Origin of the sequence: Kribbella sp. NPDC051936, assembly GCF_040680955.1 — a bacterium.
Classification (GTDB): domain Bacteria; phylum Actinomycetota; class Actinomycetes; order Propionibacteriales; family Kribbellaceae; genus Kribbella.
The window spans coordinates 475684-499983 of record NZ_JBFAXS010000008.1 but is presented as its reverse complement, the minus strand read 5'-3'; the positions used below and the strand labels follow the sequence as shown (position 1 = coordinate 499983).

23 protein-coding genes and 1 pseudogene are annotated in these 24300 nt (G+C 69.4%); 18 read left to right on the top strand and 6 right to left on the bottom strand.

Annotated elements, in window-relative coordinates:
• Positions 1–1026 (bottom strand): adenosine deaminase, encoded by a 1026-nt coding sequence (locus AB0L64_RS29765; RefSeq protein ID WP_363715344.1) that lies wholly within the window; start codon positions 1024–1026, stop codon positions 1–3.
• A 109-nt stretch (positions 1027–1135) separates the two neighbouring features.
• Between AB0L64_RS29765 and AB0L64_RS29760 the strand changes: the two genes are divergently transcribed.
• The 13 genes from AB0L64_RS29760 (at position 1136) to AB0L64_RS29700 (ending at position 11736) form a co-directional block, all read left to right on the top strand.
• Positions 1136–2041 carry an L-threonylcarbamoyladenylate synthase gene (locus tag AB0L64_RS29760; protein ID WP_363715342.1) on the top strand — a complete coding sequence of 302 codons (906 nt, stop codon included), beginning with the start codon at positions 1136–1138 and terminating at the stop codon, positions 2039–2041.
• Positions 2041–3159 carry an MraY family glycosyltransferase gene (locus AB0L64_RS29755; protein ID WP_355700082.1) on the top strand — a complete coding sequence of 373 codons (1119 nt, stop codon included), beginning with the start codon at positions 2041–2043 and terminating at the stop codon, positions 3157–3159. Before AB0L64_RS29760 ends, AB0L64_RS29755 begins: the two co-directional genes overlap by 1 nt.
• 203 nt (positions 3160–3362) lie before the next feature.
• Positions 3363–3827, top strand: coding sequence for a hypothetical protein (locus AB0L64_RS29750; RefSeq protein ID WP_363715339.1), 465 nt, complete (start codon positions 3363–3365; stop codon positions 3825–3827).
• A gap of 90 nt (positions 3828–3917) precedes the next feature.
• Positions 3918–4130: a hypothetical protein gene (locus AB0L64_RS29745; RefSeq protein WP_355485660.1), complete on the top strand. Its 213-nt coding sequence runs from the start codon at positions 3918–3920 to the stop codon at positions 4128–4130.
• Between the two features lie 82 nt (positions 4131–4212).
• On the top strand, positions 4213–4995 hold the full coding sequence (gene atpB, locus AB0L64_RS29740) for a F0F1 ATP synthase subunit A (RefSeq protein ID WP_363715336.1): 783 nt from the start codon (positions 4213–4215) through the stop codon (positions 4993–4995).
• A gap of 85 nt (positions 4996–5080) precedes the next feature.
• Positions 5081–5305, top strand: a complete 225-nt coding sequence (gene atpE, locus AB0L64_RS29735) for an ATP synthase F0 subunit C (RefSeq protein ID WP_130448646.1) — start codon at positions 5081–5083, stop codon at positions 5303–5305.
• Positions 5306–5339: 34 nt separating this feature from the next.
• A complete protein-coding gene (locus tag AB0L64_RS29730) occupies positions 5340–5912 on the top strand; it encodes a F0F1 ATP synthase subunit B (protein ID WP_355700080.1) in 573 nt (190 codons plus the stop codon).
• Positions 5912–6709, top strand: a complete 798-nt coding sequence (locus AB0L64_RS29725) for a F0F1 ATP synthase subunit delta (protein ID WP_363715333.1) — start codon at positions 5912–5914, stop codon at positions 6707–6709. The genes AB0L64_RS29730 and AB0L64_RS29725 overlap by 1 nt, the downstream gene beginning before the upstream one ends.
• A 90-nt stretch (positions 6710–6799) precedes the next feature.
• Positions 6800–8437, top strand: a complete 1638-nt coding sequence (gene atpA / locus AB0L64_RS29720) for a F0F1 ATP synthase subunit alpha (RefSeq protein ID WP_359929983.1) — start codon at positions 6800–6802, stop codon at positions 8435–8437.
• Positions 8438–8440: 3 nt separating this feature from the next.
• On the top strand, positions 8441–9352 hold the full coding sequence (locus tag AB0L64_RS29715; RefSeq protein WP_359929985.1) for a F0F1 ATP synthase subunit gamma: 912 nt from the start codon (positions 8441–8443) through the stop codon (positions 9350–9352).
• 5 nt (positions 9353–9357) lie between these two features.
• On the top strand, positions 9358–10812 hold the full coding sequence (gene atpD / locus AB0L64_RS29710; protein ID WP_355700076.1) for a F0F1 ATP synthase subunit beta: 1455 nt from the start codon (positions 9358–9360) through the stop codon (positions 10810–10812).
• Between the two features lies 1 nt (position 10813).
• Positions 10814–11215, top strand: a complete 402-nt coding sequence (locus tag AB0L64_RS29705) for a F0F1 ATP synthase subunit epsilon (protein ID WP_363715329.1) — start codon at positions 10814–10816, stop codon at positions 11213–11215.
• Positions 11216–11304: 89 nt separating this feature from the next.
• Entirely contained in the window at positions 11305–11736 is a 432-nt protein-coding gene (locus AB0L64_RS29700) for a DUF2550 domain-containing protein (protein WP_355700074.1), read from the top strand.
• Here AB0L64_RS29700 and AB0L64_RS29695 read toward each other — a convergent pair.
• A complete protein-coding gene (locus AB0L64_RS29695; protein ID WP_363715327.1) occupies positions 11727–12713 on the bottom strand; it encodes an alpha/beta hydrolase family protein in 987 nt (328 codons plus the stop codon). The genes AB0L64_RS29700 and AB0L64_RS29695 overlap by 10 nt on opposite strands.
• Before the next feature lie 233 nt (positions 12714–12946).
• Between AB0L64_RS29695 and AB0L64_RS29690 the strand changes: the two genes are divergently transcribed.
• The 5 genes from AB0L64_RS29690 (at position 12947) to AB0L64_RS29670 (ending at position 19646) form a co-directional block, all read left to right on the top strand.
• On the top strand, positions 12947–13969 hold the full coding sequence (locus AB0L64_RS29690; protein ID WP_363715326.1) for a methyltransferase domain-containing protein: 1023 nt from the start codon (positions 12947–12949) through the stop codon (positions 13967–13969).
• Positions 13966–14694, top strand: a complete 729-nt coding sequence (locus AB0L64_RS29685) for a Type 1 glutamine amidotransferase-like domain-containing protein (protein ID WP_363715324.1) — start codon at positions 13966–13968, stop codon at positions 14692–14694. Before AB0L64_RS29690 ends, AB0L64_RS29685 begins: the two co-directional genes overlap by 4 nt.
• A 123-nt stretch (positions 14695–14817) precedes the next feature.
• On the top strand, positions 14818–15840 hold the full coding sequence (locus tag AB0L64_RS29680) for a LacI family DNA-binding transcriptional regulator (protein ID WP_363715322.1): 1023 nt from the start codon (positions 14818–14820) through the stop codon (positions 15838–15840).
• A 4-nt stretch (positions 15841–15844) separates the two neighbouring features.
• Positions 15845–17404, top strand: coding sequence for an FAD-dependent oxidoreductase (locus tag AB0L64_RS29675; protein ID WP_363715320.1), 1560 nt, complete (start codon positions 15845–15847; stop codon positions 17402–17404).
• A gap of 130 nt (positions 17405–17534) precedes the next feature.
• On the top strand, positions 17535–19646 hold the full coding sequence (locus AB0L64_RS29670) for a DUF6351 family protein (protein ID WP_363715318.1): 2112 nt from the start codon (positions 17535–17537) through the stop codon (positions 19644–19646).
• Here the strand turns inward: AB0L64_RS29670 and AB0L64_RS29665 are convergent.
• From AB0L64_RS29665 to AB0L64_RS29650, 4 genes and pseudogenes are all read right to left on the bottom strand, one after another.
• On the bottom strand, positions 19630–20358 hold the full coding sequence (locus tag AB0L64_RS29665; protein WP_363715544.1) for a beta-galactosidase small subunit: 729 nt from the start codon (positions 20356–20358) through the stop codon (positions 19630–19632). The two genes, AB0L64_RS29670 and AB0L64_RS29665, sit on opposite strands and share 17 nt — an antisense overlap.
• 255 nt (positions 20359–20613) lie before the next feature.
• A pseudogene (locus AB0L64_RS29660) lies at positions 20614–20724 on the bottom strand (hypothetical protein); the annotation flags it as partial.
• A 13-nt stretch (positions 20725–20737) separates the two neighbouring features.
• The gene (locus AB0L64_RS29655) at positions 20738–22513 is read right to left on the bottom strand and encodes a glycoside hydrolase family 2 TIM barrel-domain containing protein (protein WP_363715316.1); all 1776 of its coding nucleotides are present in this window, start codon (positions 22511–22513) and stop codon (positions 20738–20740) included.
• Positions 22510–24288: a beta-L-arabinofuranosidase domain-containing protein gene (locus AB0L64_RS29650; protein WP_363715313.1), complete on the bottom strand. Its 1779-nt coding sequence runs from the start codon at positions 24286–24288 to the stop codon at positions 22510–22512. Before AB0L64_RS29650 ends, AB0L64_RS29655 begins: the two co-directional genes overlap by 4 nt.
• Between the last annotated feature and the right edge of the window lie 12 nt (positions 24289–24300).

The following is a 24300-nucleotide window of genomic DNA, read 5'->3' as shown; positions in this document are numbered from 1 at the left end:
CTACAGCGTGTTCTGGCCCAGGTAGGTGTCGATCTCGGACAGCAGGGCCGACTTCACCGAGTCCTCGGCGAACGACACCCGCACGGCCGTCTTCGCCAGCTCGCCGACGCCGGCTTGGTCCAGTTCGAGCAGGCGTGCCGCGACGGCGTACTCGTTGGTGAGGTCGGTGCCGAACATCGGCGGGTCGTCGGAGTTGATCGTGACCACCAGACCGGCGTCGACCATCGCGCGCAGCGGGTGCACGTCGTACGACGCGACCGCGCGGGTCGCGATGTTCGACGTCGGGCTGACCTCGAGCGGGATCCGGTGCTCGCCGAGGTACTCGACCAGGGCCGGGTCCTGCATCGTCGACGTCCCGTGGCCGATCCGCTCGGCCTTCAGGAATCGGACCGCGTCCCAGATGGTCTGCGGGCCGGTCGTCTCGCCGGCGTGCGGGACGCTGTGCAGCCCGGCCGCGACCGCCGCCTCGAAGTGCGGCTGGAACTGCGGCCGCGGGACGCCGATCTCCGGCCCGCCGAGCCCGAACCCGACCAGACCCTCGGGCCGGACCTTGGTGGCGATCCGCAGCGTCTCGTCGGCGCCCGGCACGCCGTCCTCACCGGAGATGTCGAAGATCCATCGCAGCACCAGGCCGAAGTCTTTCTCGGCCGCGATCCGGGCGTCCTCGATCGCCTCGCAGAACGCCTCGGCGGCGATCCCGCGGATCACCGACGTGTACGGCGTGACGGTCAGCTCGGCGTACCGCAGGTTCTGCTGGCCGGCCATCTCGCGGGCGATCTCGTAGGTGAGCAGCCGGACGTCCTCGGGCGTCTTGATCAGCTCGACGACGGACAGGTAGATGTCGATGAAGTGGGCGAAGTCGCTGAACTTGAAGTACTCGGTGAGCAGCGCCGGGTCGGCCGGCACCGGCGACCCGGGGTGCCGCGCGGCCAGCTCGGCCACGATCCGCGGTGACGCGGACCCGACGTGGTGAACATGCAACTCGGCCTTCGGCAACCCGGCGAGGAACTCGTGCGACACAGTCATGCCGGGGATCCTAAGGAGTCGCCGGGGTTTCCGGCGCGAAAGCTGACAATCGAATGTAAGGAAGAGCCCGGTTGGAGTCGGAGACCGCGCGAGTGGCACGATTCACTCCGTGAGTGAGCGCTTCGACTTCACCGGGGACGAGCTGGCACCGGCCTACCGCGCTGCGGTGGACGCCATCGAGGCCGGCGACCTGGTCGTCTTCCCGACCGACACCGTGTACGGCCTCGCCGCCGACGCCTTCAAGGCCGACGCCGTGCAGCGGCTGCTGGACGCCAAGGGGCGCGGGCGGGACGTGCCGCCGCCGGTGCTGATCTCGGTCGTCGAGTCGCTGGACGCGCTCGCCACCGACGTACCCGACAACGGCCGCAAGCTCTGCGAGGAGTTCTGGCCGGGGCCGCTGACCGTGATCTGCCACGCGCAGACGTCGTTGATGTGGGACCTGGGGGAGACCCAGGGCACGGTCGCGCTCCGCGTCCCGGACCACGAGAACACCCGCGAACTGCTGTCCCGGACCGGGCCGCTCGCGGTCAGCGCCGCCAACAGGTCCGGCCGGCCCGCGGCGCTGGACGTGTACGACGCCGAGGAGCAGCTGGGCGACTCGGTCGCGGTGTACCTCGACGGCGGCGAGGCGACCGCGGGGGAGCCGTCGACGATCGTCGACCTCACCACCGACACCCCGCGCGTGGTCCGCGTCGGCGCGATCTCCCTCGACCGGCTCCGCGCGATCGTCCCCGAGGTCGTGGGCGAGTCCGGCGACTCCGCCGAGCCCACCCCCGAACAGTCGCCCGAGCCCGAGGACAAGCTCGACGAGAAGTCCGAAGACAAGGTCGACGAGAAGTCCGAAGACAAGGTCGAGGACAAGGTCGACGAGGAGGCCGAGGACAAGGTCGAGGACAAGGTCGACGAGGAGAAGCCGGACGAGACGGTCGGGGACGAGCCAACCGAAGCGCCGGCCGCAGCGTCCAAGCAGAATGAGGCGCAGACGACCGATCCCGATGTGAGGCCTGGCGACTAGTGCGCGAGTACCTGCTGGTCCTGTTCGTGGCGATGGCCACGACCTTCCTGCTGACCGGCGTCGCCCGGCAGATCGCGCTGCGGTACGGCGCGGTCGCCAAGGTCCGGGCCCGCGACGTGCACAAGGTCCCGATCCCGTACTTCGGCGGCCTGTCCATCCTCGGCGGCCTGATCGCCGGTTTCGCGGTCGCGTCCAGCCTGCCGTTCCTCGGCAACAGCCTGCAGGTGGCGCACGACGCCCGCGCGATCCTGGTCGGCGGCGTGGTGATCTGCGCGGTCGGCGTGGTCGACGACCTGTACGAGCTGGACGCGATCACCAAGCTGGCCGGCGAGGTGCTCGCGGTCGGCGTACTCGTTGTCCAAGGCATCCAGTTGTACTGGCTGCCGCTGCCCGGCGGCGTGATCTCGCCGTCGCCCGCGCAGCTCGCCGTGCTCACCGCGGGCATTCTGCTGGTGTCGTGCAACGCGGTGAACTTCGTCGACGGCCTGGACGGTCTCGCGGCCGGCGTCACGGCGATCGGGGCGACCGCGTTCTTCACCTACTCGTACCTGCTGAACGTGCACGAGAACCTCGACCGCGCGACGACCTCGACGCTGATCACGGTCGCGCTGGCCGGCGCCTGCCTCGGCTTCCTGCCGCACAACTTCTTCCCTGCAAGGGTTTTCATGGGCGACTCCGGCGCCCTGCTGATCGGCCTGATGCTGGCCGCGTCGACGATCAGCCTGACCGGCCAGATGGACCCGAACGCGGTGCCGTACGAGGTCGGCGGCTCGAGCCTGCTGCCCGCGCTGCTCCCGCTGGTGCTGCCGATCGCGATCCTCGCGATCCCCGCGCTGGACCTGACGATGGCCTACGTACGCCGGACCAAGGCCGGCCGGTCGCCGTTCGCCGCCGACAAGCAGCACCTGCACCACCGCCTGATGCAGCGCGGCCACTCGCACCGCCGGGCCGTCCTGCTGATGTACCTCTGGACCGCCTTGATCGCGTACGGCGTGGTGGTCCTCGGCCTCGTGCTGACCTGGTGGACGGTGCTCGTCGTGCTGGCCGTCGCGGTCACCGCGGTGCTCCTCACGACCGGTCTCCCGAGGCGTTCCCGGAAACCGCTCGCCAAGGTCTGATCCGCGCTGGGAGGGACCAGACCACTGGCCTGCGTGGGCTACCGATAGGGTGGGCGCGTACAGCGGGAGAGGTCTCGTTTTGCTGACCGTGCAGACTTTGTGCTAGTTTTCACAAGCACCAGCAAAGAACAGCGACACCCCTGACCCCGCCCACCCGACGAGTTGGCCGCGAGACCAGCCCGCCTGCAGGACGGAACCACCAGATGGCTCCCACGGCTCACAGCGAGAAGCCCGCCGGACAAGCGACCAAGCACCCGGCGTTGGCAATGTTGCGTGGCGCACTGGTCGCGGCCCTGGTCGTCGGTGTGAATGCTGCCGCGGTGTCCACCGTCGCCGCCGGTCTACGCGGCCTCTGGGGCGCGTTGCTGGGGCTGCTGATCGTGGTCGTCTTCTCCGGCGTCGGCCTGCTCGCGCTGCACCTGTCCCGCAAGACTTCCCCGACGATGCAGCTGGCCGTCGCGATGGCGTCGTACACCGGCCGGATCGCGGTCTTCGGCGGTCTGCTCGCGATCGCGCTGAGCTCGGACAGCCTGGACAAGCACGTGAACCTGACTGTCCTCGGCCTGGTCGCCATGGTGGTCGTGATGGGCTGGATGGCCGGCGAGATCTGGGCCTGGTCCCGGCTGCGGGTGCCGATCTACGACCTCGACAAGGAGGTGACGGCATGAGCACCGTGGGTGACAACTTCCCTGCTGTGGTGGAAGTTACGGGCCCCGATGTGACCGCAACTGTCGTCGACTGGTACGTTTCGGGTGCCAATGAGCGAGCATCAGGATCCGAAGCCATCACCCGGAGGGGGCGACGGCTGGCGGGTCCTGTCCTACTTGATCGGCGGTGTCCTCGTCTACGGGGGCATCGGGTTCGGGTTGGATCGCCTCTTCGGCACCCAGTTCCTGCTTCCGGTGGGCATCGTGCTCGGTGCCGGGCTCACCATCTTGATGTTGCACTTCCGGTACGGGTCGCGGTCCTGATCCTCACCGACCGCCATGCCCTGAGCCGCCCTGCCCTTTGCTACAAGGCGTCCGACTTGAGCACGACGCGAGAGGAGACCCGGTGACCGCCGGCGTTCCGACCGAGTTCATCGCACCCGGTCCACAGAGCTTCGAGACCCCGCCGATCATCGACGGCGTGGACTGGTTCACCAAGCCCGTCCTGGTCAGCGCGCTGACTGTCATCGTCATCGTGTGGTTCTACTGGGGTGCGTCCCGCAAGTCCGCGGTCGTTCCGAGCAGGCTGCAGTTCGCCGGCGAGCTCGGGTACAACTTCGTGCGCAACTCGATCGCCCGCGACGCGATCGGCAGCCAGGAGTACATGAAGTACGTGCCGTACCTGTGCGGCCTCTTCTACTTCATCCTGCTGAACAACGTTGCGGCGACCGTCCCGCTGATCCAGTTCCCGACCTTCAGCCACATCGGCTGGGCGTACTCGGCCGCGATCATGAGCTGGGTCATCTACAACGCGGTCGGCATCCGCAAGCACGGCGCCTGGGGCTACTTCAAGCACCAGACGATGCCGGCCGGAGTGCCGGCCTGGCTGATGCCGCTGATGATCCCGATCGAGTTCATCTCGAACATCCTGGTCCGGCCGATCTCGCTGAGCCTGCGGCTGTTCGCGAACATGTTCGCCGGCCACATCCTGCTGCTGGTGTTCGTACTCGGCGCCGAGTACATGGTGTTCGAGTCCGGGAAGATCTTCCTGGCCGGCGTCGGCGTCATCACGTTCCTGATGGGCCTTGCGATCGGCGGCCTGGAGCTGTTCGTCCAGTGCATCCAGGCCTACATCTTCGTGGTGCTGACCGCGCAGTACATCGGCAGCGCCATCGCCGACGACCACTGATCCTCACGAAGACGCAGTTCCCCCAAAGACCCGTAGTAACGGAAACCCGGATAGCCCCTATCCGTACCGAAAGGAAACACCTGAAATGGCTCTCGAGATTGCCGGCAACATCGCAGTCCTCGGCTACGGCCTCGCCGCGATCGGCCCGGGCGTGGGCGTCGGTCTGATCTTCGCTGCGGTCATCAACGGCACCGCGCGTCAGCCGGAGGCCCAGAGCAAGCTGCAGTCGATCGCGTGGATCGGCTTCGGCGTCACCGAGGTTCTGGCGATCATCGGTATCGCGCTCGCCTTCGTCTTCAAGGCCAGCTGACCCAAGTTTCCAGACTGACTGACAGGACTCAGACATGATGACGATGGTGCTACCTCTCACCGAGGCTGCCGGCGAGGACGTCAACCCGCTGCTTCCGCACACCGCCGAGATCATCTTCGCCTTCGTCTTCCTGGTCCTCTTGGCCATCGCCTTCGCCAAGGTCGTCGTACCGAAGTTCGAGAAGGCTTATGCCGATCGGACCGCGGCGATCGAAGGCGGGATGAACGAGGCCAAGGCGGCCCAGGCCGAGGCGAAGGCGGCTTTGGAGAAGTACAACGCGCAGCTGGCCGAGGCCCGGCAGGAAGCTGCGAAGATCCGCGAGGACGCCCGTGAGCAGGGTGCGGTGATCATCGCGGAGATGCGCGAGCAGGCGAACGCCGAGGCCGAGCGGATCGTCACGCACGCGCGCGCCCAGATCGACGCCGAGCGGGCGCAGGCGGTTGCCTCGCTGCGCAGCGAGGTGGGCACGATGGCGACCACGCTGGCCGGCCGGATCGTCGGTGAGTCGCTCGAGGACGAGGCCCGGCAGCGCCGGACCGTCGAGCGCTTCCTGGCCGAGCTGGAGTCCTCGGAGTCCGCCCGTCAGGCTGTCGGAACGGACAGCTGATGCGCGGCGCGTCGAACGAGTCACTCGCCCGGGCCGAGCAGGCCCTGGCGGGTGCGGCCCCGGCCGAGGGCCTGGGCAGCGAGCTGTTCTCGATCGCCAAGCTGCTGGACGGCAACGGCGCGCTCCGGCGCGCCTTGACCGACCCGGCCCGGTCGGCCGAGACCAAGACCGGGCTCGTCGGGCAGTTGTTCGGTGGCAAGATCTCCGCCCAGGCGCTGGAGATCCTGTCCGCCGCGGTGTCCGGCCGCTGGGTCAGCGGACGGGACCTGGGCGACGCCCTGGACCGGCTGAGCGTCGAGGCCGAGGTGGCCTACGCCGACACCCGGCGGAAGCTGGACGAGGTCGAGGACGAGCTGTTCCGCCTGGACCGGGTGGTCGCGGCCGAGCGCAGCCTTGCCGACAAGCTGGGCGACCGGGTGATCCCGGTCGAGCACCGCCAGGGACTGATCCGCGGACTGCTGCAGGGCAAGGCCGACGCCACCACGGTGCGGCTCGCCGAGCGGGCCGTGGACGGCCGGGGCCGCAGCTTCGCGGCGTCGATGCGGTCCTACCAGGTCGCCGCGGCGGCCCGGCGGAACGCCAGCATCGCGACCGTGCGGGTGGCCACCGACCTGACCGAGGCGGAGCGCACCCGGCTCGCGGCGGCGCTCGGACGGCAGTACGGCCGGGACATCCAGCTGAACGTCATCGTCGACCGAGGAGTGGTCGGCGGCGTCCGGGTGGACATCGGCGACGAAGTGATCGACGGAACCATCGCGGCCAGGCTCGACGACGCGCAACGGCGCATCGCGGGCTGAACGCCCCTTAACGACATAAGCGGCGCTAAGGGTCGGGAAAGCCTTTAGAGCCACAACAGGCCAGCAAGGGTCAAGGAAGCAGGAAACACAATGGCTGAGCTCACGATCAGGCCGGAGGAGATCCGGGACGCCCTGGATCGGTTCGTCACCGAGTACCAACCGGCCGACACCACGGCCGAAGAGGTCGGCACCGTCGTCGACGCCGGTGACGGCATCGCGCACGTCGAGGGGCTGCCCTCGGCGATGACCAACGAGCTGCTCGAGTTCGAGAACGGCACCCAGGGCATCGCGCTGAACCTGGACGTCCGCGACATCGGTGTCGTCATCCTCGGTGAGTACGACGGTATCGAGGAAGGCCAGCAGGTCCGCCGGACCGGCCGGATCCTGTCGGTGCCGGTCGGCGAGGGCTACCTCGGCCGCGTGGTCGACCCGCTGGGCAAGCCGATCGACGGCCTGGGCGAGATCCAGGGCCTCGAGGGCGAGCGCGCGCTCGAGCTCCAGGCGGCCGGCGTGATGGACCGCCAGGAGGTCCGCGAGCCGCTGCAGACCGGCATCAAGGCCATCGACGGCATGATCCCGGTCGGCCGCGGCCAGCGCGAGCTGATCATCGGCGACCGCAAGACCGGCAAGACGGCGATCGCGGTCGACACGATCATCAACCAGAAGGCGAACTGGGAGTCCGGCGACCCGAAGAAGCAGGTCCGCTGCATCTATGTCGCGATCGGCCAGAAGGGCTCGACGATCGCGTCCGTGCGCGGTGCGCTCGAAGAGGCCGGCGCGATGGAGTACACCACCATCGTCGCCTCCCCGGCGTCCGACCCGGCCGGCTTCAAGTACGTCGCGCCGTACACCGGCTCGGCGATCGGCCAGCACTGGATGTACCAGGGCAAGCACGTCCTGATCGTGTTCGACGACCTGACCAAGCAGGCCGAGGCGTACCGCGCGATGTCGCTGCTGCTGCGCCGCCCGCCGGGCCGTGAGGCCTACCCGGGTGACGTCTTCTACCTGCACAGCCGGCTGCTCGAGCGTTGCGCGAAGCTGTCCGACGAGCTCGGCGCCGGCTCGATGACCGGCCTGCCGATCATCGAGACCAAGGCGAACGACGTCTCGGCGTTCATCCCGACCAACGTCATCTCGATCACCGACGGGCAGATCTTCCTGCAGTCCGACCTGTTCAACGCGAACATCCGGCCGGCCATCGACGTCGGTATCTCGGTGTCCCGGGTCGGTGGCGCCGCGCAGGTCAAGGGCATGAAGAACGTGTCCGGATCGCTGAAGATCGACCTGGCGCAGTTCCGCGCGATGGAGGCGTTCGCGATGTTCGCCTCCGACCTGGACGCCACCTCGCGCCGGCAGCTGGACCGCGGTCAGCGGCTCGTGCAGCTGCTCCGCCAGCCGCAGTACTCGCCGTACCCGGTGGAGGAGCAGATCGTCTCCATCTGGTCCGGGACGACGGGCAAGTTCGACGACGTGCCGGTGAACGACGTACTGCGCTTCGAGCGGGACTTCCTGGACTACCTGCGCCGGGAGAGCAAGGTGCTCGACGCGATCCGCGAGTCCGGGCTGTTCGGCGACGACGAGGCGCAGGCCGTCACGGACGCGCTGAAGGCGTTCAAGCCGACGTTCCAGACCTCCGAGGGCACGCTGCTCGGCAGCGAGGCCCCGGCCGAGGCGATGGACGAGGCGGACGTGGACCAGGAGCAGATCGTCAAGCAGAAGCGGGGCTGACCGATGCCGGCGAACCTGCGGGAGCTTCGCGACCGGAAGGCCTCGGTCACGACGATCAAGAAGCTCACCCGCGCGATGGAGCTGATCGCGGCGTCCCGGATCGTCAAGGCGCAGCAGCGCGCCGCGGCGGCCGGTCCGTACGCGCGTGAGCTCACCCGTGCCGTGTCGGCGGTGGCGACGTTCTCGAACGTCGACCACCCGCTGACCACCGAGAAGGAGAACCCGCGCCGCGCCGCCGTGCTGCTGATCACCTCCGACCGCGGTCAGGCCGGTGCCTACTCGTCCAACGTGATCCGCGAAGGCGAGCGGCTGCACCAGCTGCTGCGCGAGGAGGAGAAGGAGATCGTTCCTTACCTCAGCGGCCGCAAGGGCGTCGCGTACTACACCTTCCGCCAGCGTGAGGTCGCGCAGTCGTGGACCGGTGACTCCGACAACCCGAGCTTCGCCCGGGCCCGGGAGATCGCCGACGCGCTGATCGAGTCCTTCCTGACCCCGACCGAGGAGGGCGGTGTGGACGAGATCCACATCGTCTTCACCCGGTTCGTGTCGATGCTCACCCAGCGCGCCGACGTCATCCGGCTGCTGCCGCTGGAGGTGGTCGAGGGCGAGGAGGCGCCGGCGCCGGACGACGTGCTGCCGCTGTACGAGTTCGAGCCCTCCGCCGAGGACGTGCTCGACGGGTTGCTGCCGAAGTACGTCGCCAGCCGGATCCACTGGTGCATGCTGCAGGCGGCCGCCTCCGAGCTGGCCAACCGGCAGCGCGCGATGAAGTCCGCGACGGACAACGCGCAGGACCTGATCGAGAGCCTGACCCGGGACCTGAACCAGGCCCGCCAGGCGCAAATTACCCAGGAAATCAGCGAGATCGTCGGTGGCGCCAGCGCGCTGGCCGACGCGACCGCCGGGAGCGAGTGAGAGAGATGACTGCCACGGTTACCGAGAAGAACAACGAGGCCGGCGCCGCGGGCGTCGGTCGCGTCGCCCGGGTGATCGGCCCGGTCGTCGACGTCGAGTTCGCGGCGGACGCGATGCCCGACATCTACAACGCGCTCGAGGTGGACATCACCCTCGGCGACGCCACCCAGACGATCACCCTCGAGGTCGCGCTGCACGTCGGCGACAACATCGTCCGGGCGATCTCGATGAAGCCGACCGACGGCCTGATCCGCGGCGCCGAGGTGCGCGACACCGGCGCGGCGATCTCCGTCCCGGTCGGTGACGTCACCAAGGGCCGGGTCTGGTCCGTGACCGGCAAGTGCCTGAACCAGGACGAGTCCGAGTTCGAGATCGCCGAGCGCTGGCCGATCCACCGCAAGGCGCCGGCCTTCGACCAGCTCGAGTCGAAGACCGAGATGCTGGAGACCGGCATCAAGGTCCTCGACCTGCTCACGCCGTACGTGCAGGGCGGAAAGATCGGCCTGTTCGGCGGTGCGGGCGTCGGCAAGACCGTTCTGATCCAGGAGATGATCTACCGGATCGCCCACAACTTCGGTGGTACGTCGGTGTTCGCCGGCGTGGGCGAGCGGACCCGTGAGGGCAACGACCTCATCAACGAGATGGAAGAGGCCGGCGTCTTCAAGGACACCGCGCTGGTGTTCGGCCAGATGGACGAGCCGCCGGGCACGCGCCTGCGGGTCGCGCTGTCGGCGCTGACGATGGCGGAGTACTTCCGCGACGTCAAGCAGCAGGACGTGCTGCTGTTCATCGACAACATCTTCCGGTTCACGCAGGCCGGTTCCGAGGTCTCCACGCTGCTCGGCCGGATGCCGAGCGCCGTCGGTTACCAGCCGAACCTGGCCGACGAGATGGGCGTGCTGCAGGAGCGGATCACGTCGACCCGCGGTCACTCGATCACCTCGATGCAGGCGATCTACGTGCCCGCCGACGACTACACCGACCCGGCGCCGGCCACCACGTTCGCGCACCTGGACGCGACCACCGAGCTCTCCCGTGACATCGCGTCGCGTGGTCTGTACCCGGCCGTCGACCCGCTGACCTCGACGTCGCGGATCCTCGACCCGCAGTACATCGGCCAGGAGCACTACGACGTGGCCGTCCGGGTGAAGCAGATCCTGCAGAAGAACAAGGAACTGCAGGACATCATCGCCATCCTCGGTGTCGACGAGCTCTCCGAAGAGGACAAGATCACCGTCGCGCGGGCGCGCCGGATCGAGCAGTTCCTCTCGCAGAACACCTACATGGCGGAGAAGTTCACCAACATCCCGGGCTCCACCGTGCCGCTGAAGGACACCATCGAGTCCTTCAAGAAGATCACCGAAGGCGAGTGCGACCACATCGCCGAGCAGGCGTTCTTCAACGTCGGTTCGCTCGAGGACGTCGAGCGCAAGTGGGCCGAGCTGCAGAAGGAAAACTGAGATGGCCGACGATTCTGCCAAGCACCTCGAGGTCGCGCTGGTCGCGGCCGAGCGGACCGTGTGGCAGGGCCAGGCCAAGATCGTGATCGCCCGGACCACGGACGGTGACGTCGGCATCCTGCCCGGCCACGCGCCACTGCTGGGCCTGCTGCAGGGCGGCACCGTCCAGGTGCGGACCGTCGACGACGAGTACTTCGTCGCGGCCGCGCCGGACGGGTTCATCTCGGTGGCGAACGACCGGGTCTCGATCCTGGCCGAGAACGCCGAGATGGGTCACGACATCGACCTGGAGGAGGCTCGGCGCGAGCTCGAGCAGGCGCTGGCGGCCGGTCTGGCCGACGCCGACGTCGACGAGGTGCGACTCGCCGAGGCCAGGGTTCGGGCCGCCGAGCAGACGTCCTGATCCGACCTGCCATAATCGAATATCGCGTCACAGCAGTACGGTTCTCCGGGGTGCCCGGGGTCGGGCACCGGAAATGAGGTCGGCAAGGTATGAGGGTAGTCCTCGATGTCGTCGGGGTCTGTCTGCTTGCCGCCGTGCTGTTCATCGTGCTGGTCGCGTTCCGCCGTCGCTGGTTGTCCAGGGACGGCGGAACTTTTGATTGCAGCCTGCAACTCGCGGAGAAGGAGCACGGCCGCGGCTGGGCCCTCGGACTGGCCCGCTACGTCGGCGACGACCTGCAGTGGTTCCGGGTCTTCAGCCTGGCCTGGTGGCCGAAGCTCGTGGTCAACCGCCGCCAGCTCGAAGGTGTCACCACCCGCCGCCCGATGGGCAACGAGCCGCTCGTCACCTATGCCGGCCACGTCATCGTCGACGCCGAGCTCCGCGACCGCACGGTCCACTTCGCCATGACCGAGGAAGCTCTCACCGGTGTCCTGGCCTGGATGGAGTCCGCGCCACCGAGCACGCAGACCTATCTGTGAAGAGCCTCCAGCAGCATCGGCAGTGAGGCGTGCAGCTCGCGCTGCCAGTAGGCCCACGCGTGGGTGCCCGGTCCGTAGAAGTTGGTCGTCAGGTGTTTCGCACCGAGCCGTTCGAGCTCGGCGGCCAGAGCGTGGTTCTGGCGGTTGAAGTCCGCCTCCAGCGCGTCGGTCTTCCCGGGCGGGTCGAGCGGCCCGGCTGTGCCGTCGCCGCAGGACAGGTAGACCGGCAGCGACTTGAGCCGGTGCGCCAGGTAGTACGGATCGTGCGCCTCCCAGATCCCGCGTTGCGCGACGGGGTCTCCCCAGACCCGGAGCGGGTCGTTGCCCTGGCCGGCGAAGAACCCCTTGATCCGGTTGATCGACTCGTCGTTGAGCAGCGGATGGGCCGAGCCGGAGTACGCCGCGGCCGCACGGAACATGCCGGGGTGGCGAGCGGCGTACAGGAGTGCGCCCTGCCCGCCCATCGACAGGCCGGCCACGACGCGGTTCGCGCTCGCGCCCCAGCCGTGCTCCAGCAGGTGCGCCAGCTCGACGGTGTGGAACGTCTCCCACGCGGGGTCGCCGCCGGCGCCGTAGTTCCACCAGTCGCTGTACCAGCCGTTCCAGCCGGCCTCGGGCATCACGACGAGGACCTTGCGCAGGCTCGGGATCTTGGCGATGTCGGTGCCGGACCAGGACGTGTAGTCCCCGCAGCAGCCGTGCAGGAGCCAGAACGTCGGCCAGTGCTGACGGCGGTCGGCGGGATTCCAGCCGTCCGGGGTCAGCAGCCTGACGTTGACGGTCCGGCCGCCCAGCGCCTGGGACCGCACGGTCAGGTCGGTCAGCCGGTCTGCGACCTGCTTGACCGCGACGACTTCCGCGCCGAGTGCTGCGGTTCGGACGGTCGCGGTTTCGACGGCGGGCGGTGGCGCGGCCTGCGCCGGGGCGAGCGGGGAAAGTCCGAGGAACAGGGCGGTGGCGAGCAGCGTGACGCGCACGGGCAACCTCCGGGGCGGGACTTGAAAGTCAAGACCACGCGAGGTGGTTACTCAAGGGCGGGACGGAAATTCGCTGGGTGACCGGCGGTTCTTGTGCCACGATCGCGTCCATGAAGAGTTTCTTCTTCCGACGGGGCTGACTCCCGTCGGTCCGTTGTGTGGCGTTCTGCCCTTGGCCGGCGACGCGGGAGCAGCCGGTTGGTTGCTCCCGGGTTCTTGCCGGGAGATTCTTCATGCGTTCTGTGCTGGTGCGAGTTGTCGGTGGTCTGGAGTGGATGGCGGCTGAGGAGGTCGCCGCAGCGGGACACCGGGTGGTCGAGCTGACGAAGCGGCAGTTGATCGTCGAGCCGTCGTCCGGCATCGTGGAGCAGCCGCCGCGGGTGGCTGACGACTTGTTCGAGGTGTACGGCGCGGCGCCGGATCCCGGCCGTGCACGGGCGGGCCTGGCCGACGCCGTGCGTGAGGCGATGCAGTCGGCGCCGGCCGATCGGGCGTTCGCGGTGTCGGCGTCGTTCGTGGGCACGCGGAACTTCAACAGGTTTGACGTCGAGGACCTGGTGGGGGAGCGGCTCGAGCGATTGACGGGCGGGCGGTACCACTCCCGGCGGTACGGCGTCGCGCCGCCGGACGACCGCGCCGAGTGGCGTGTGGTGCTGGACGGCAAGACGATGCGCGTCGCCCGGCGCCCGTACGCCGTACCGCTGCACAGGCGGCCGTGGCGGGAGCACACGGTGCTCGGCAGCCTGCACCCGCCCGTGGGCGCAGCGATGGCCCGGCTGGCAGGGCTCGCGCCCGGGCACCACGTCCTTGATCCGTTCTGCGGGGCCGGGACGTTGCTGCTCGAGGCGCAGCGGCTCGAACCGCGGGCGACGTACCGCGGCGTGGACAAGAACCCGGCCGCCATCGCAGCAGCCCGGGCGAACAGCACTCAGCTCCAGGCCACCCGGACGCCCTCGATCACCTGGCGACGGGGGAACGCTCGCGAGCTCACGGCGGCTGCCGACCGCATCATCACCAACCCGCCGTGGGACCGCCGCCTGACCATCGGCGACCTCACGCCGTACCTCCGCCGATGGCAGCGAACTCTGGCCCCTGACGGCCTCCTGGTCGCGGTCCTCAATCCGCACCAGGTGGCCCAACTCGACCGGCACTGGACGATCCGGACCCAACACCCCATCAGCCTCGCCGGTCAGCACCCACAGATTGTTGTCGCCGACTGTCGGATTCGCGGTGCCTCGTTCGTTGCAGGGGTATGAAGCTTCTTCTGACGTCCTCCGGCATCAAGAACGCGACCATCCATGACGCGCTCGTCGGGCTCCTGGGCAAGCCGATCGCCGAGTCCACGGCCCTCTTCGTCCCCACCGCGCTGTACCCGTTCCCGGGTGGGCCCGAGATGGCGTGGCGTGCGATCACGGGCAGTTCTCCGTCGCCGCTGTGCGGACTGGGCTGGAAGTCGCTCGGCGTCCTGGAACTGACGGCACTGCCGAGCATCGACGAGGCGGCCTGGGCGCCGGCGGTCCGCGAGGCCGACGCGATCCTGGTCGGTGGCGGCGACCCGCTGTTCCTCGCGAGTTGGTTGTGGCGCTCCGGCCTCGCCGAGCTCCTGAAGACGAACGAGGCGGTGTACGTCGGGGTCAGCGCCGGGAGCATCGCCGCCACCACCACGTTCGTCGAGACCTACCCCGAGCCGCCCCGCGGAGCCGACCAGCCGCTGAAGTCGGAGAAGTTCGTCTTCCGCACCCCGCAGGGCGACCTCGACCGGATCCTGGTCACGGCCCGGGGCGCCGGACTCGTCGACTTCGGGGTGATCCCGCACCTGGAGCATCCGCACCACCTCGACGCGTCCTTGGCGAACGCGGAGCAATGGGCGGCGCGGATCCCCGCGCCGACGTACGCCATCGACGACGACAGCGCCGTCCGGGTCGTCGACGGCACCGTCGACGTCGTCTCGGAGGGCGCCTGGAAACTGTTCACCTCGTAGCCGTCGAGAGCGGTTGACAGGTCAGGTCCGGCGCTCGTAGGTTCCTGCTCATACGTAAGAGCACGGCCGTAGCTGAGTGCTCATACGTATGACGGAACTCGTCCGCTGATCGCAGGAGACTTGATGAAAGCGCCCAGACAGTCCGACGTCGCCCGGCTGGCCGGGGTGTCGCAGTCCGCGGTGTCACGGGTGATCAGCGGGGACGTCGACCGGATCCCGGCGGAGACCCGGGACCGGATCCGCGCCGCGGTCAAGGACCTCGGGTACGTCCCGAACGCCGCCGCGCGGAACCTGCGGAACAAGCGCAACCGGCTGCTCGGCGTCCATACCTTCGAGGCGGTGTTCCCGCACGCCCGCGACGACTTCTACTTCGAGTTCCTGCTCGGGATCGAGGAGCGCGCCGAGGAGCTCGGCTACGACCTCGTGCTGTTCACCTCGACCGGGGCGAGTGACGGCCGGCGCCGGATCTACCGCGACGGCACGAACCGGCTGAACCTCGCCGACGGCGCGGTCCTGCTCGGCGCAGCGACCGATCGCGAGGAATTGGCCCGGCTGTGGCGCGACGGCTATCTGTTCGTGCACGTCGGGCGCCGCGAGGTGCCGGGCGCGGAGATCCCGTGCATCGTGCCGGACTACGTGTCCGCGGCCGGCCGGATCGTGGCGTCGCTGGCCGAGCGTGGGCATCGTCATCTCGCCTATCTGCGCTCGGACAACGAGCAGGAGGCGTACGCCGATCGCCGTGCGGGGTACCGCGCCGCGGTCGAGCGTCTCGGCCTGTATGACCGCTCGCCCGGGTTCCGTGGCGAGCCCGGGGTGACCGACGAGTGGCTCGACGAACTGGCGGCGGGCCCCGAGACCGCGGTCGTTGCCGAGACCATCGACCAGGCCGAGGACCTGCGGCGCCGGCTGGCCGAGCGCGGACTGAGCATTCCGGCGGACGTGTCGCTGGCGGTGCTGGAGGGATCCGGCGACGAACCCGGTCACCAGTGGGACTGCCTGGTGGTTCCGCGCAAGGAGATCGGCCGGATCGCGATCGACGCGCTGGTCGCGCGGGTCGAGAACCCGGAGGCGGAACCCGTCAGTCGACTGGTGGCCTGTGACCTGGTGGCCGGCGACAGCGTCGCCGACGCCCGTACGAGGGAGTGAACCGGTGGAACTCGAAACCGATGTGCTGGTGGTCGGCGGCGGACTCGGCGGGGTCGCCGCCGCGTTCACCGCGGTCCGGCTGGGCCGTCGCGTCGTCCTGACCGAGCCGACCGACTGGCTGGGCGGTCAGCTGACCAGCCAACTCGTGCCGCCGGACGAGCACCCGTGGATCGAGCAGTACGCCGCGAGCGGGTACGCCGAACTCCGCCGCCGGATCCGGGACTACTACCGCCGCAACTACCCGCTGACACCCGAGGCCGCCGCGGATCCGCTGCTCGACCCCGGGCTCGGCGTCGTCAGCCGCTTCTGCCACGAACCCCGCGTCGCCGCGGCCGTGCTGGAGGAGATGCTCGCGCCGTGGCGTGCCTCGGACCGTCTGAGGTTGTTCCTGGAGCACGAGCCGATCGCGGCGGTCACGACCGGCGACGAGATCGAGGCGGTGACGCTGCGGGACCTGCGCACCGGCGACGAGCTGACGGTGTCCGCGGCGTACGTCGTGGACGCGACCGAGCTCGGCGACCTGCTGGAGCTGGCGAACGTCGAGCACGTGATCGGTGCGGAAGGCCGCGATCAAACCGGCGAGCCGCACGCGCCCGACGTGGCGGATCCCCTCGACCAGCAGGCGTTCTCCTGGTGTTTCGCCCTGGAGCACCGGCCGGGGGAGGACCACACGATCGATCGCCCGGCCGGCTACGCGCACTGGCGGGACACGGTCGCGCCGTTCTGGCCGGGACCGCAGCTGTCCTGGACCGACATCGTGCCGGTCACGCTGGAGCAGCGGGAATGGAAGCTCCTCGACGCGAACCTGGAGCACCGGGCGCCGTTCTCGCTCTGGCGCTACCGCCAGATCCTTGCCAGCAGCAACTTTGTCGACAAGGTGATCCCGGACGTCACGGTGGTGAACTGGCCGCAGCTCGACTACTGGGAGCAGCCGCTGCTCGGCGGACCCGATCCGGCGACGGCCCTGGCCGCGAGCAAGGACCTGTCGCTGTCCTTCCTGTACTGGATGCAGACCGAGGGCGGCTACCCCGGGCTGCGGTTGCGTCCCGATGTCACCGGTACGGCGGACGGTCTCGCCAAGACGCCGTACATCCGGGAGGCGCGCCGGATCCAGGCCGAGTTCACGGTGCTGGAGCAGCATGTCGGCGTCCAGGCGCGACCGGCCGGGGCGGGCAGTGAGGTGTTCGCGGACGCGGTCGGGCTCGGCCGGTACCGGATCGACCTGCATCCGAGTACGGCGGGCCGCAGCTACGTCGACATCGAGGCGTACCCGTTCCAGATCCCGCTCGGCGCGCTGATCCCGGTCCGCGTCACCAACCTGCTCCCGGCGAACAAGAACATCGGGACCACCCATGTCACGAACGGGTGTTACCGCCTCCACCCGGTCGAATGGAGTATCGGCGAGGCGGTCGGCGCACTGGTCGGTTTCTGCCTGGCCGAGGGCTTGTCACCACGCAAGGTCCGTAACGACCCCACCCAGCTGGCCGACTACCAGCGACTCCTCACCGACAAGCTGGGCACCCGGATCGCCTGGCCGGAGGAGATCCGCACTCATCGCGACTGAACCGGCGATGCCGGGTCGGGCACGCCGAATGCGGTTGACGGTTCCGGTGCGGACAGCGGAGGCTGGAGGTCGGCCGTCGGCGACACGGCGCCGGTACTCACAGTGGATCTGGGGACCGCTAGGAGGACTCGTGATTCGTTCCCGAGCGGTCCGGCTCGCCGCGGCGCTGATGGCCGCCGCGCTCGTGGTGCCGGTGGTTCCGGCCGTGGCGTCCCGCGACGTCAAGCTGGAGATCCTGTCCGGCCGCCCGGACATGGTGACCGGCGGCGACGCGCTCGTCCATGTCGCGGTCCCGGACGCGGACGAGCCGGTGCGGGTGACGCTGAACGGCGCGGACGTGTCGTCGGCGTTCACCCCCGACGGCACCGGCGTGACGGGACTGGTCAGCGGCCTGCGGCCCGGGCCGAACGTCCTCCGCGCCGAGACCGACGGGCAGCGGACGACGCTGGACGTCCAGAACCACCCGCGGCAAGGGCCGGTGTTCTCGGGACCGCATGAGCAGCCGTTCCTGTGTGAGACCGCGAAGTTCACCGTCCCGGTGATCGGCGGCACCCTGGGCGCCCCGCTGGACGCGGACTGCACGGTTGCGCCGCGCGTCGACTACCTCTACCGGACCACCGCGGGCCAGTTCGCGAAGTGGCCGGCCGGCGCCACGGCGTACCCGGTTGATCTGGCGAAGACGGACTCCGGTGACCCGTTCATCGTGCGGATGGAGACCGGCAGCGCGAACCGGGCCGTGGTGCAGACGAGCATGCTGCACGACCCGCTGCGGGAGGCCGCGCCGACGCCGACGCGGCGGTCGCCGAGCTGGAACGGGCGGGCGATCTTCACCCTCGGCGGCGGCTGTGCCGGCGGGTGGTACCGGTCCGGCTCGACGACCGGCGGCGTCACCGACGCGTTCCTGCTCGGTCGCGGGTACGCGTTGCTGTCGTCGTCGCTGAACGTCTTCGGCCAGAACTGCAACGACCTGACCGCGGCCGAGTCCGCGATGACGACGAAGGAACTGTTCGTCGAGCACTACGGCCGGCCGGACTTCACGATCGGCTTCGGGTGCTCGGGCGGTTCGTACCAGGCACATCAGATCACCGACAACTACCCGGGCATCTTCGACGGGATCGTCGTCGGCTGCTCGTTCCCGGAGGTCGGGTTCGGCACGGTCTCGTTCATCAGCGACTCGTGGCTGCTGAACTCGTACTTCACCAGGTCGGGTCTGGCGTGGACGCAGGAGCAGAAGCGCAAGGTCGCGGGCTTCCAGACGTACGCGACGCTGCCGAGCATGGCGGTGAGCGCGAACCGGATCGACCCGCGGAGCAACTGCTCCCACCTCCCCGCCGAGCAGCGCTACGACCCGGTGACGAACCCGCAGGGTGCGCGCTGCGACGTCTTCGACCACACGATCAACGCGTACGGCGCGGACCCGTCGAGCGGTTTCGCCCGGCGGCCGCTCGACAACGTCGGCGTGCAGTACGGGCTGAAGGTGCTGAAGTCCGGGGCGATCACCCCCGCACAGTTCCTCGACCTGAACGAGCATGTCGGTGGCTTCGACGCGGACGCGAACCTGGTGCCGTCGCGGACCGCGGCCGATCCGCAGGCGGTGCGCGCGGCGTACCGGACCGGGCGGCTGACAAACGGCGGCGGCGGGCTGAAGGATGTGCCGATCATCGACTACCGGGCGTACTACGACACCCAGTCGTACGGCGACATCCACGTCCGGTACCACACGTTCTCGATGCGCGCCCGGCTGCAGAAGGCGAACGGTACGGCGGCCAACCAGGTGAGCCTGCTCGAGGACGCGACGTACGGGCTGTTCAGCACCGCGAGCCCGATGCTGCAGCACGCCGTCGACGAGATGGACCGCTGGCTGAGCCAGTTGACGGCCGACACCACCGCGCGGCCGCGGATCGACAAGATCGTCGCGGCGCGGCCGTCCGGACTGGTCGAGGGCTGCCGGGTTCCGTCGTCGACGGAGTTCGTCGCGCAGCCACTGAACCGGGACCCGGCCTCGCGCTGCGAGAAGCTGTTCCCGTCGGCGTCGTTCCCGCGGGAGGTGGCCGGAGCCGGGGTGGCGGCGGACGTGATCAAGTGCGAGCTACGGACGCCCGAACGGCCGGAATACCCCGGATTCACCGACGCACAGTGGAAGAAGCTGCGGACGATCTTCCCCGACGGGGTCTGCGACTGGTCGAAGCCGGGGATCGGTCAGCAGCCGTTGGCGGGGACGTGGATCAGCTTCCCAAGCTGAACCTGAAGGTGTGCTTGTGCGGTTGGAGGTCGTGCGGCGGGAGGATCGGCGCGCCGCTGGTCGGGCTGCCTAGGCCGTGTTGCAGGGCGTCCAGCGTGAGCCAGACGCGGTCGCCCGGGTGCAGGTCCGCCGGGTGCTCGGCCGCGGCCAGCTCGGCGGTCGTCCAGCGGCGTACCGTCAGCGCGACGTGCGGGTCGCCGGTCAGGCGCAGCTTGCCGGCCGCGCCGGAGAGCTCGGCCCAGCGGACGTCGCCGCGGGCACCGTTCTCCTGCGGATACAGGTACGGCACCTGGAGATCGTCGATCGTGCTGGTGTAACGGCCGATCCGCGCCGCTGACCGCGAGTCCGGGTACGCCTGCCCCGGGCCCAACCCGAACCAGGTCATCGTGTGCAGGCCGCCCGGCAGCCCGAACGTGACGCCCAGCCGCGCCCACGGCACCGTCCACTCACCCAACGGCTCGACATCGACCTCGGCCATCAGCCGCTCACCGTCGCTGCGCCACCTGTACGTCGTCAGCACCCGCGCGTCCGTGGCGGCCGCACCGACCATCGTGGTGACGACCAGTTCCTCGCCGATCCGCTCCACGGCGACGGTCCGGTAGCGCAGCCGATCCAGTCCGGCGTTGGCCCACCGTGTCTTCCGGTCCAGCGTCGTCGCATCCCACGTCCGCGCGTCGTGCTGAGTAGGCGCCCGCCACAACTCCAGTGGCACGTGCTCCACCTCCCACCCCCAAAGCCCCACCAGCCGCCCGGTCCGCCCGTCGAACACCGCAGGCCCCACCGCGCAACCACCTCCCAACGTCGGGCGTTCACCCCGAGGCTTGCCCGTTCCTGTGCCGGTATGCGGACTGCTAACGGGCAAGAGGCGAGGTTCACCCCTCAAACGGGCCGGGGGTAGCGGGGCGAGGGCTTGGGTGTAGGTGATCTCGTGGCCTGTTGGGGCCCAGGCGCAGTCCTCAGTGAGGACGGCGCGGACTGTCAGCCAGCGTTCCCGGTCCTGGGGCGGGAGGGCGGGGAGCTTGATCGTGGCCGATTCGCCGGACGCGACGACCGGGATGTCCAGGGTGCCGCGGTCCACCACGACGCCTTCGTCAGTCAGGTCCCAGTGGAAAGAGAGGTGGGAGGGTGTCGAGTACGTCGTACCTGTTGGTGACGGTGAGCACGTCGTCGGCGATCGTCAGGCGGACCGGCTCGTAGACCTTGTGGACCTCGGCGAGGACCGGCTGCGGCGTCAGGTCGGGGAAGACGAGACCGTCGAGCACATACGTCCCGTCGTGAAGCTCCTCGCCGAAGTCGCCGCCGTAACCGTACGACCCGTCGGCACGCAGGATGCCGTGCTCCATCCACTCCCACAGAAACCCGCCCTGGCACCGTTCGTACCGGTCGAAGAGCTCCTCGTACTCCGGCAAACCGCCGGGACCGTTGCCGCCGGCATGCGAATACTCGCAGAGCACGAACGGCATCGCCCGCCGCCGCGCGTCCAGCACCGGATCGTCCAACGGCTTCTCGGCGCGCTTCCCGATCGCCTCGACCTCGGCGTGCGACGCGTACATCCGGCTGTACACGTCCACGTCGGCGCACGTCAGGTCGCCCTCGTAGTGCACCGGCCGGGACGGATCCCGGTCCCGCGTCCACGCGGCCATCGCGGTCAGGTTCGACCCGACGCCGGCCTCGTTCCCGAGCGACCACATCACCACGCACGGGTGGTTCTTGTCGCGCTCGACCGTGCGCCGCATCCGGTCCAGGGACGCGTCCAGGAACCGCGGATCGTCGGCCGGGTTCCCACGCCAGTCGAGCAGGAAGAACCCGTGCGACTCGTAGTCGCACTCGTCCATCACCCAGAACCCGAGCTCGTCGCACAGCTCCAGCAGCCGGGAGTCGGGCGGGTAGTGACTGGTCCGGATCGCGTTGATGTTGTGCCGCTTCATCATCAGCAGCTCTTCGCGCAGCCGCTCCAGCGGTACGGCGCGACCGAACGCGGGATCGTGCTCGTGCCGGTTCACGCCGTGGAACACGATCCGCCGGCCGTTGACCCGCAGGACGCCGTCGACGATCTCCACCGTCCGAAACCCGATCCGCAGCGCGATCCGCTCGCCGGGCAGCTCCACGACCGCGTCGTACAACCGCGGCACCTCGGCCGACCACGGCTCGACGCCCGGGATCGCCACTGTCCTCCCGCTCGGCACCTCGACGTCCAGCTCCGGGATCCGCACGATCCCACCCGGCGCCGACTCGACCCGCAGTACGCCGGAACCGTCCACGTAGTCGGCGTGCACGAAGACGTCCGCGTCCACCGGCCGCGAGATCAGCGTGACATCACGGAAGATGCCCGGCAGCCACCACATGTCCTGATCCTCGAGGTACGACCCGGAGGACCACTGGTGCACACGCACCGCCAGCACGTTCCGCCCCGGCCGCAGCACGCCGCCGACCGCGAACTCGGCCGGCAGCCGCGACCCGCGCGTCACCCCGAGCTCGACCCCGTTCAGCCAGACCCGCGCACACGAGTCCACGCCGTCGAGCCGCAGCACGGTCGGACCGCTCCACGACGCCGGCAGCTCGAACGCCAGCCGATGGTCCCCGGTCGGGTTCTCGTCGGGCACGTACGGCGGGTCGACCGGGAACGGATACTTCTGGTTCGTGTACGCCGGACTCCCGTGGCCGTGCATCGGCCACGACGACGGCACGGGTAACCAGTCCCAGTCGGAGTCGTCGAAGTCCGGCGCTTCGAAACCGGCCGGAGGCACCGACGGCGTCCAGCGGAATCGCCACTGCCCGTTCAGGCTCAACCGCGGCGCATCCGACCGTACCGCGGCGCGTGGCGGCAGCACGCCGTACCCGGGACCGGGATCCTCCCAGTAGTTCACGCGTCCTCCCGGATCCAGACCGTCATCGGTCCGACCGTCCGGTTCGCCCAGGCGTAGTAGGGGATCGCGGTCAGCGTGCCGTCACGTGCCGGTACGTCGATGGTGGTCACGCCGCCGAGCAGGTCAGGTTGCTCCCGCTCGACCAGCTCGCCCGCGATGACCGCGGTGTGGTCGAGGACGACGTCCGCGTCCTGCTGCTCGAAGCAGTACACCAACGGGCCGCGTTCGATCGCGACGCAGCCGCGCACCGCGTCGATCCGCGCGTCCGGCGCCGTCCGGCGCGCCGCGACCGGCAACTCCAGCACGACCTCGTCACCGACGGACCATACCCGTCGCAGCGGGCCTTCGTGCCCGTTCACCGTCAGCCGTTGGCTGTCCGCCCACGCCGGGATCCGCAGCCTGAGCGTCCACGGTGTGTCCGGAGTCGCTGTGATCCGCACCCGAACGGTCCCGTGCCACGGATACTCGGTCTCGATCTCGAAGCCGATCTCGCCCGCGCGCACCGAAGCCGGCGCGTAGAGGTGCACCTGCACCCCGTCGTCGTCCGCGGTCGCGACCAGTTGGTCGAGCGAGGACAGCGTGCGCATCACGTTCGGTGGGCAGCACGCCGTACCGAACCACGGCTGCCTGCCGCCCACGGCCGACCGTTGATCGTCGGCGAAGGCGTTGTGCCGGACCTTCAACGTGTTCACGTAGAAGAACCGGTCACCGTCGAGCGACACCCCGGAGATCACGGCGTTGTAGAGCGTCCGCTCGATCAGGTCGGCGTACTTGCTCTCGCCGGTCGCGAGCAACAGCCGCCAGCTCCACTGCACGCTCGCGATCGCCGCGCACGTCTCGCAGTACGCCGCGTCCGGCGGCAGCTCGAACGGGTCGCCGAACGCCTCGCCGTACCAGCGGGAACCGAGCCCGCCGGTCAGGTACGTCTGGCTCTCGACCATCGTCGACCACATCGCCCGCAACGTGCCGAGCAGTTCGTCGTCGGCGGTCTCCACCGCGACGTCGGTCGCGCCCGACGCCAGGTACAGCGCCCGGACCGCGTGCCCGGCGATCGTCCGGGTCTCGCGCACCGGAAGGTGATCCTGGAAGTACGCCGGGCCGTGGTGACCCGGGGGAGTCAGCGTCCCGTGGCCGCGGGTCTCGACGAAGTACGACGCCAGCTCCAGGTACGCCGCCGTACCGGTCTCGCGGTACAGGTCGACGAGGGCCGTCTCGATCAGGGGATGCCCGTCGACACCCTCCAACCGGCCGGGGCCGAAGGTCTTGCACAGGTGATCGGCGAACCGGCACGCGACGTCGAGCAAGGTGCGATCCCCGGTTGCCCGCACCTGCGCCACCGCCGCCTGGAACAGATGTCCCGCGCAGTACAGCTCGTGCCCCTTCTCCAGGTCGCCGTACCGCTGCCCGTCCAGGACCAGATGAGTGTGGGTGTTGAGATAGCCGTCGGGCTCCTGCGCGGCGGCGACCAGGGCATTGGTGCCGACCTGCCAGGCGGCGAGCTCGCTCGAGGGCTCGCGGTCCTGTTCCCAGGCAACGGCTTCCAGCCATTTGTAGACGTCGGTGTCCGCGAACAGCTTGCCGGCGAAGGCCGGCTCGGTGCTCGCGTCGGCCCCGGTCTCCTGCCCGGCCGTCCGGCGGAAGTTGCGGAGCGTTCCGGCCTCCTCGAGCCGCTGTGCGGCGGCCGGGATGGTCGTGTCGCGGTTCGTGCGTTGCCGTTCCAACCAGAAGCCGCCGCTGATCCTGGTGCTGCCGTGGGGGAGTGGGCGCAAAGGCATGGAGGCTAGGTA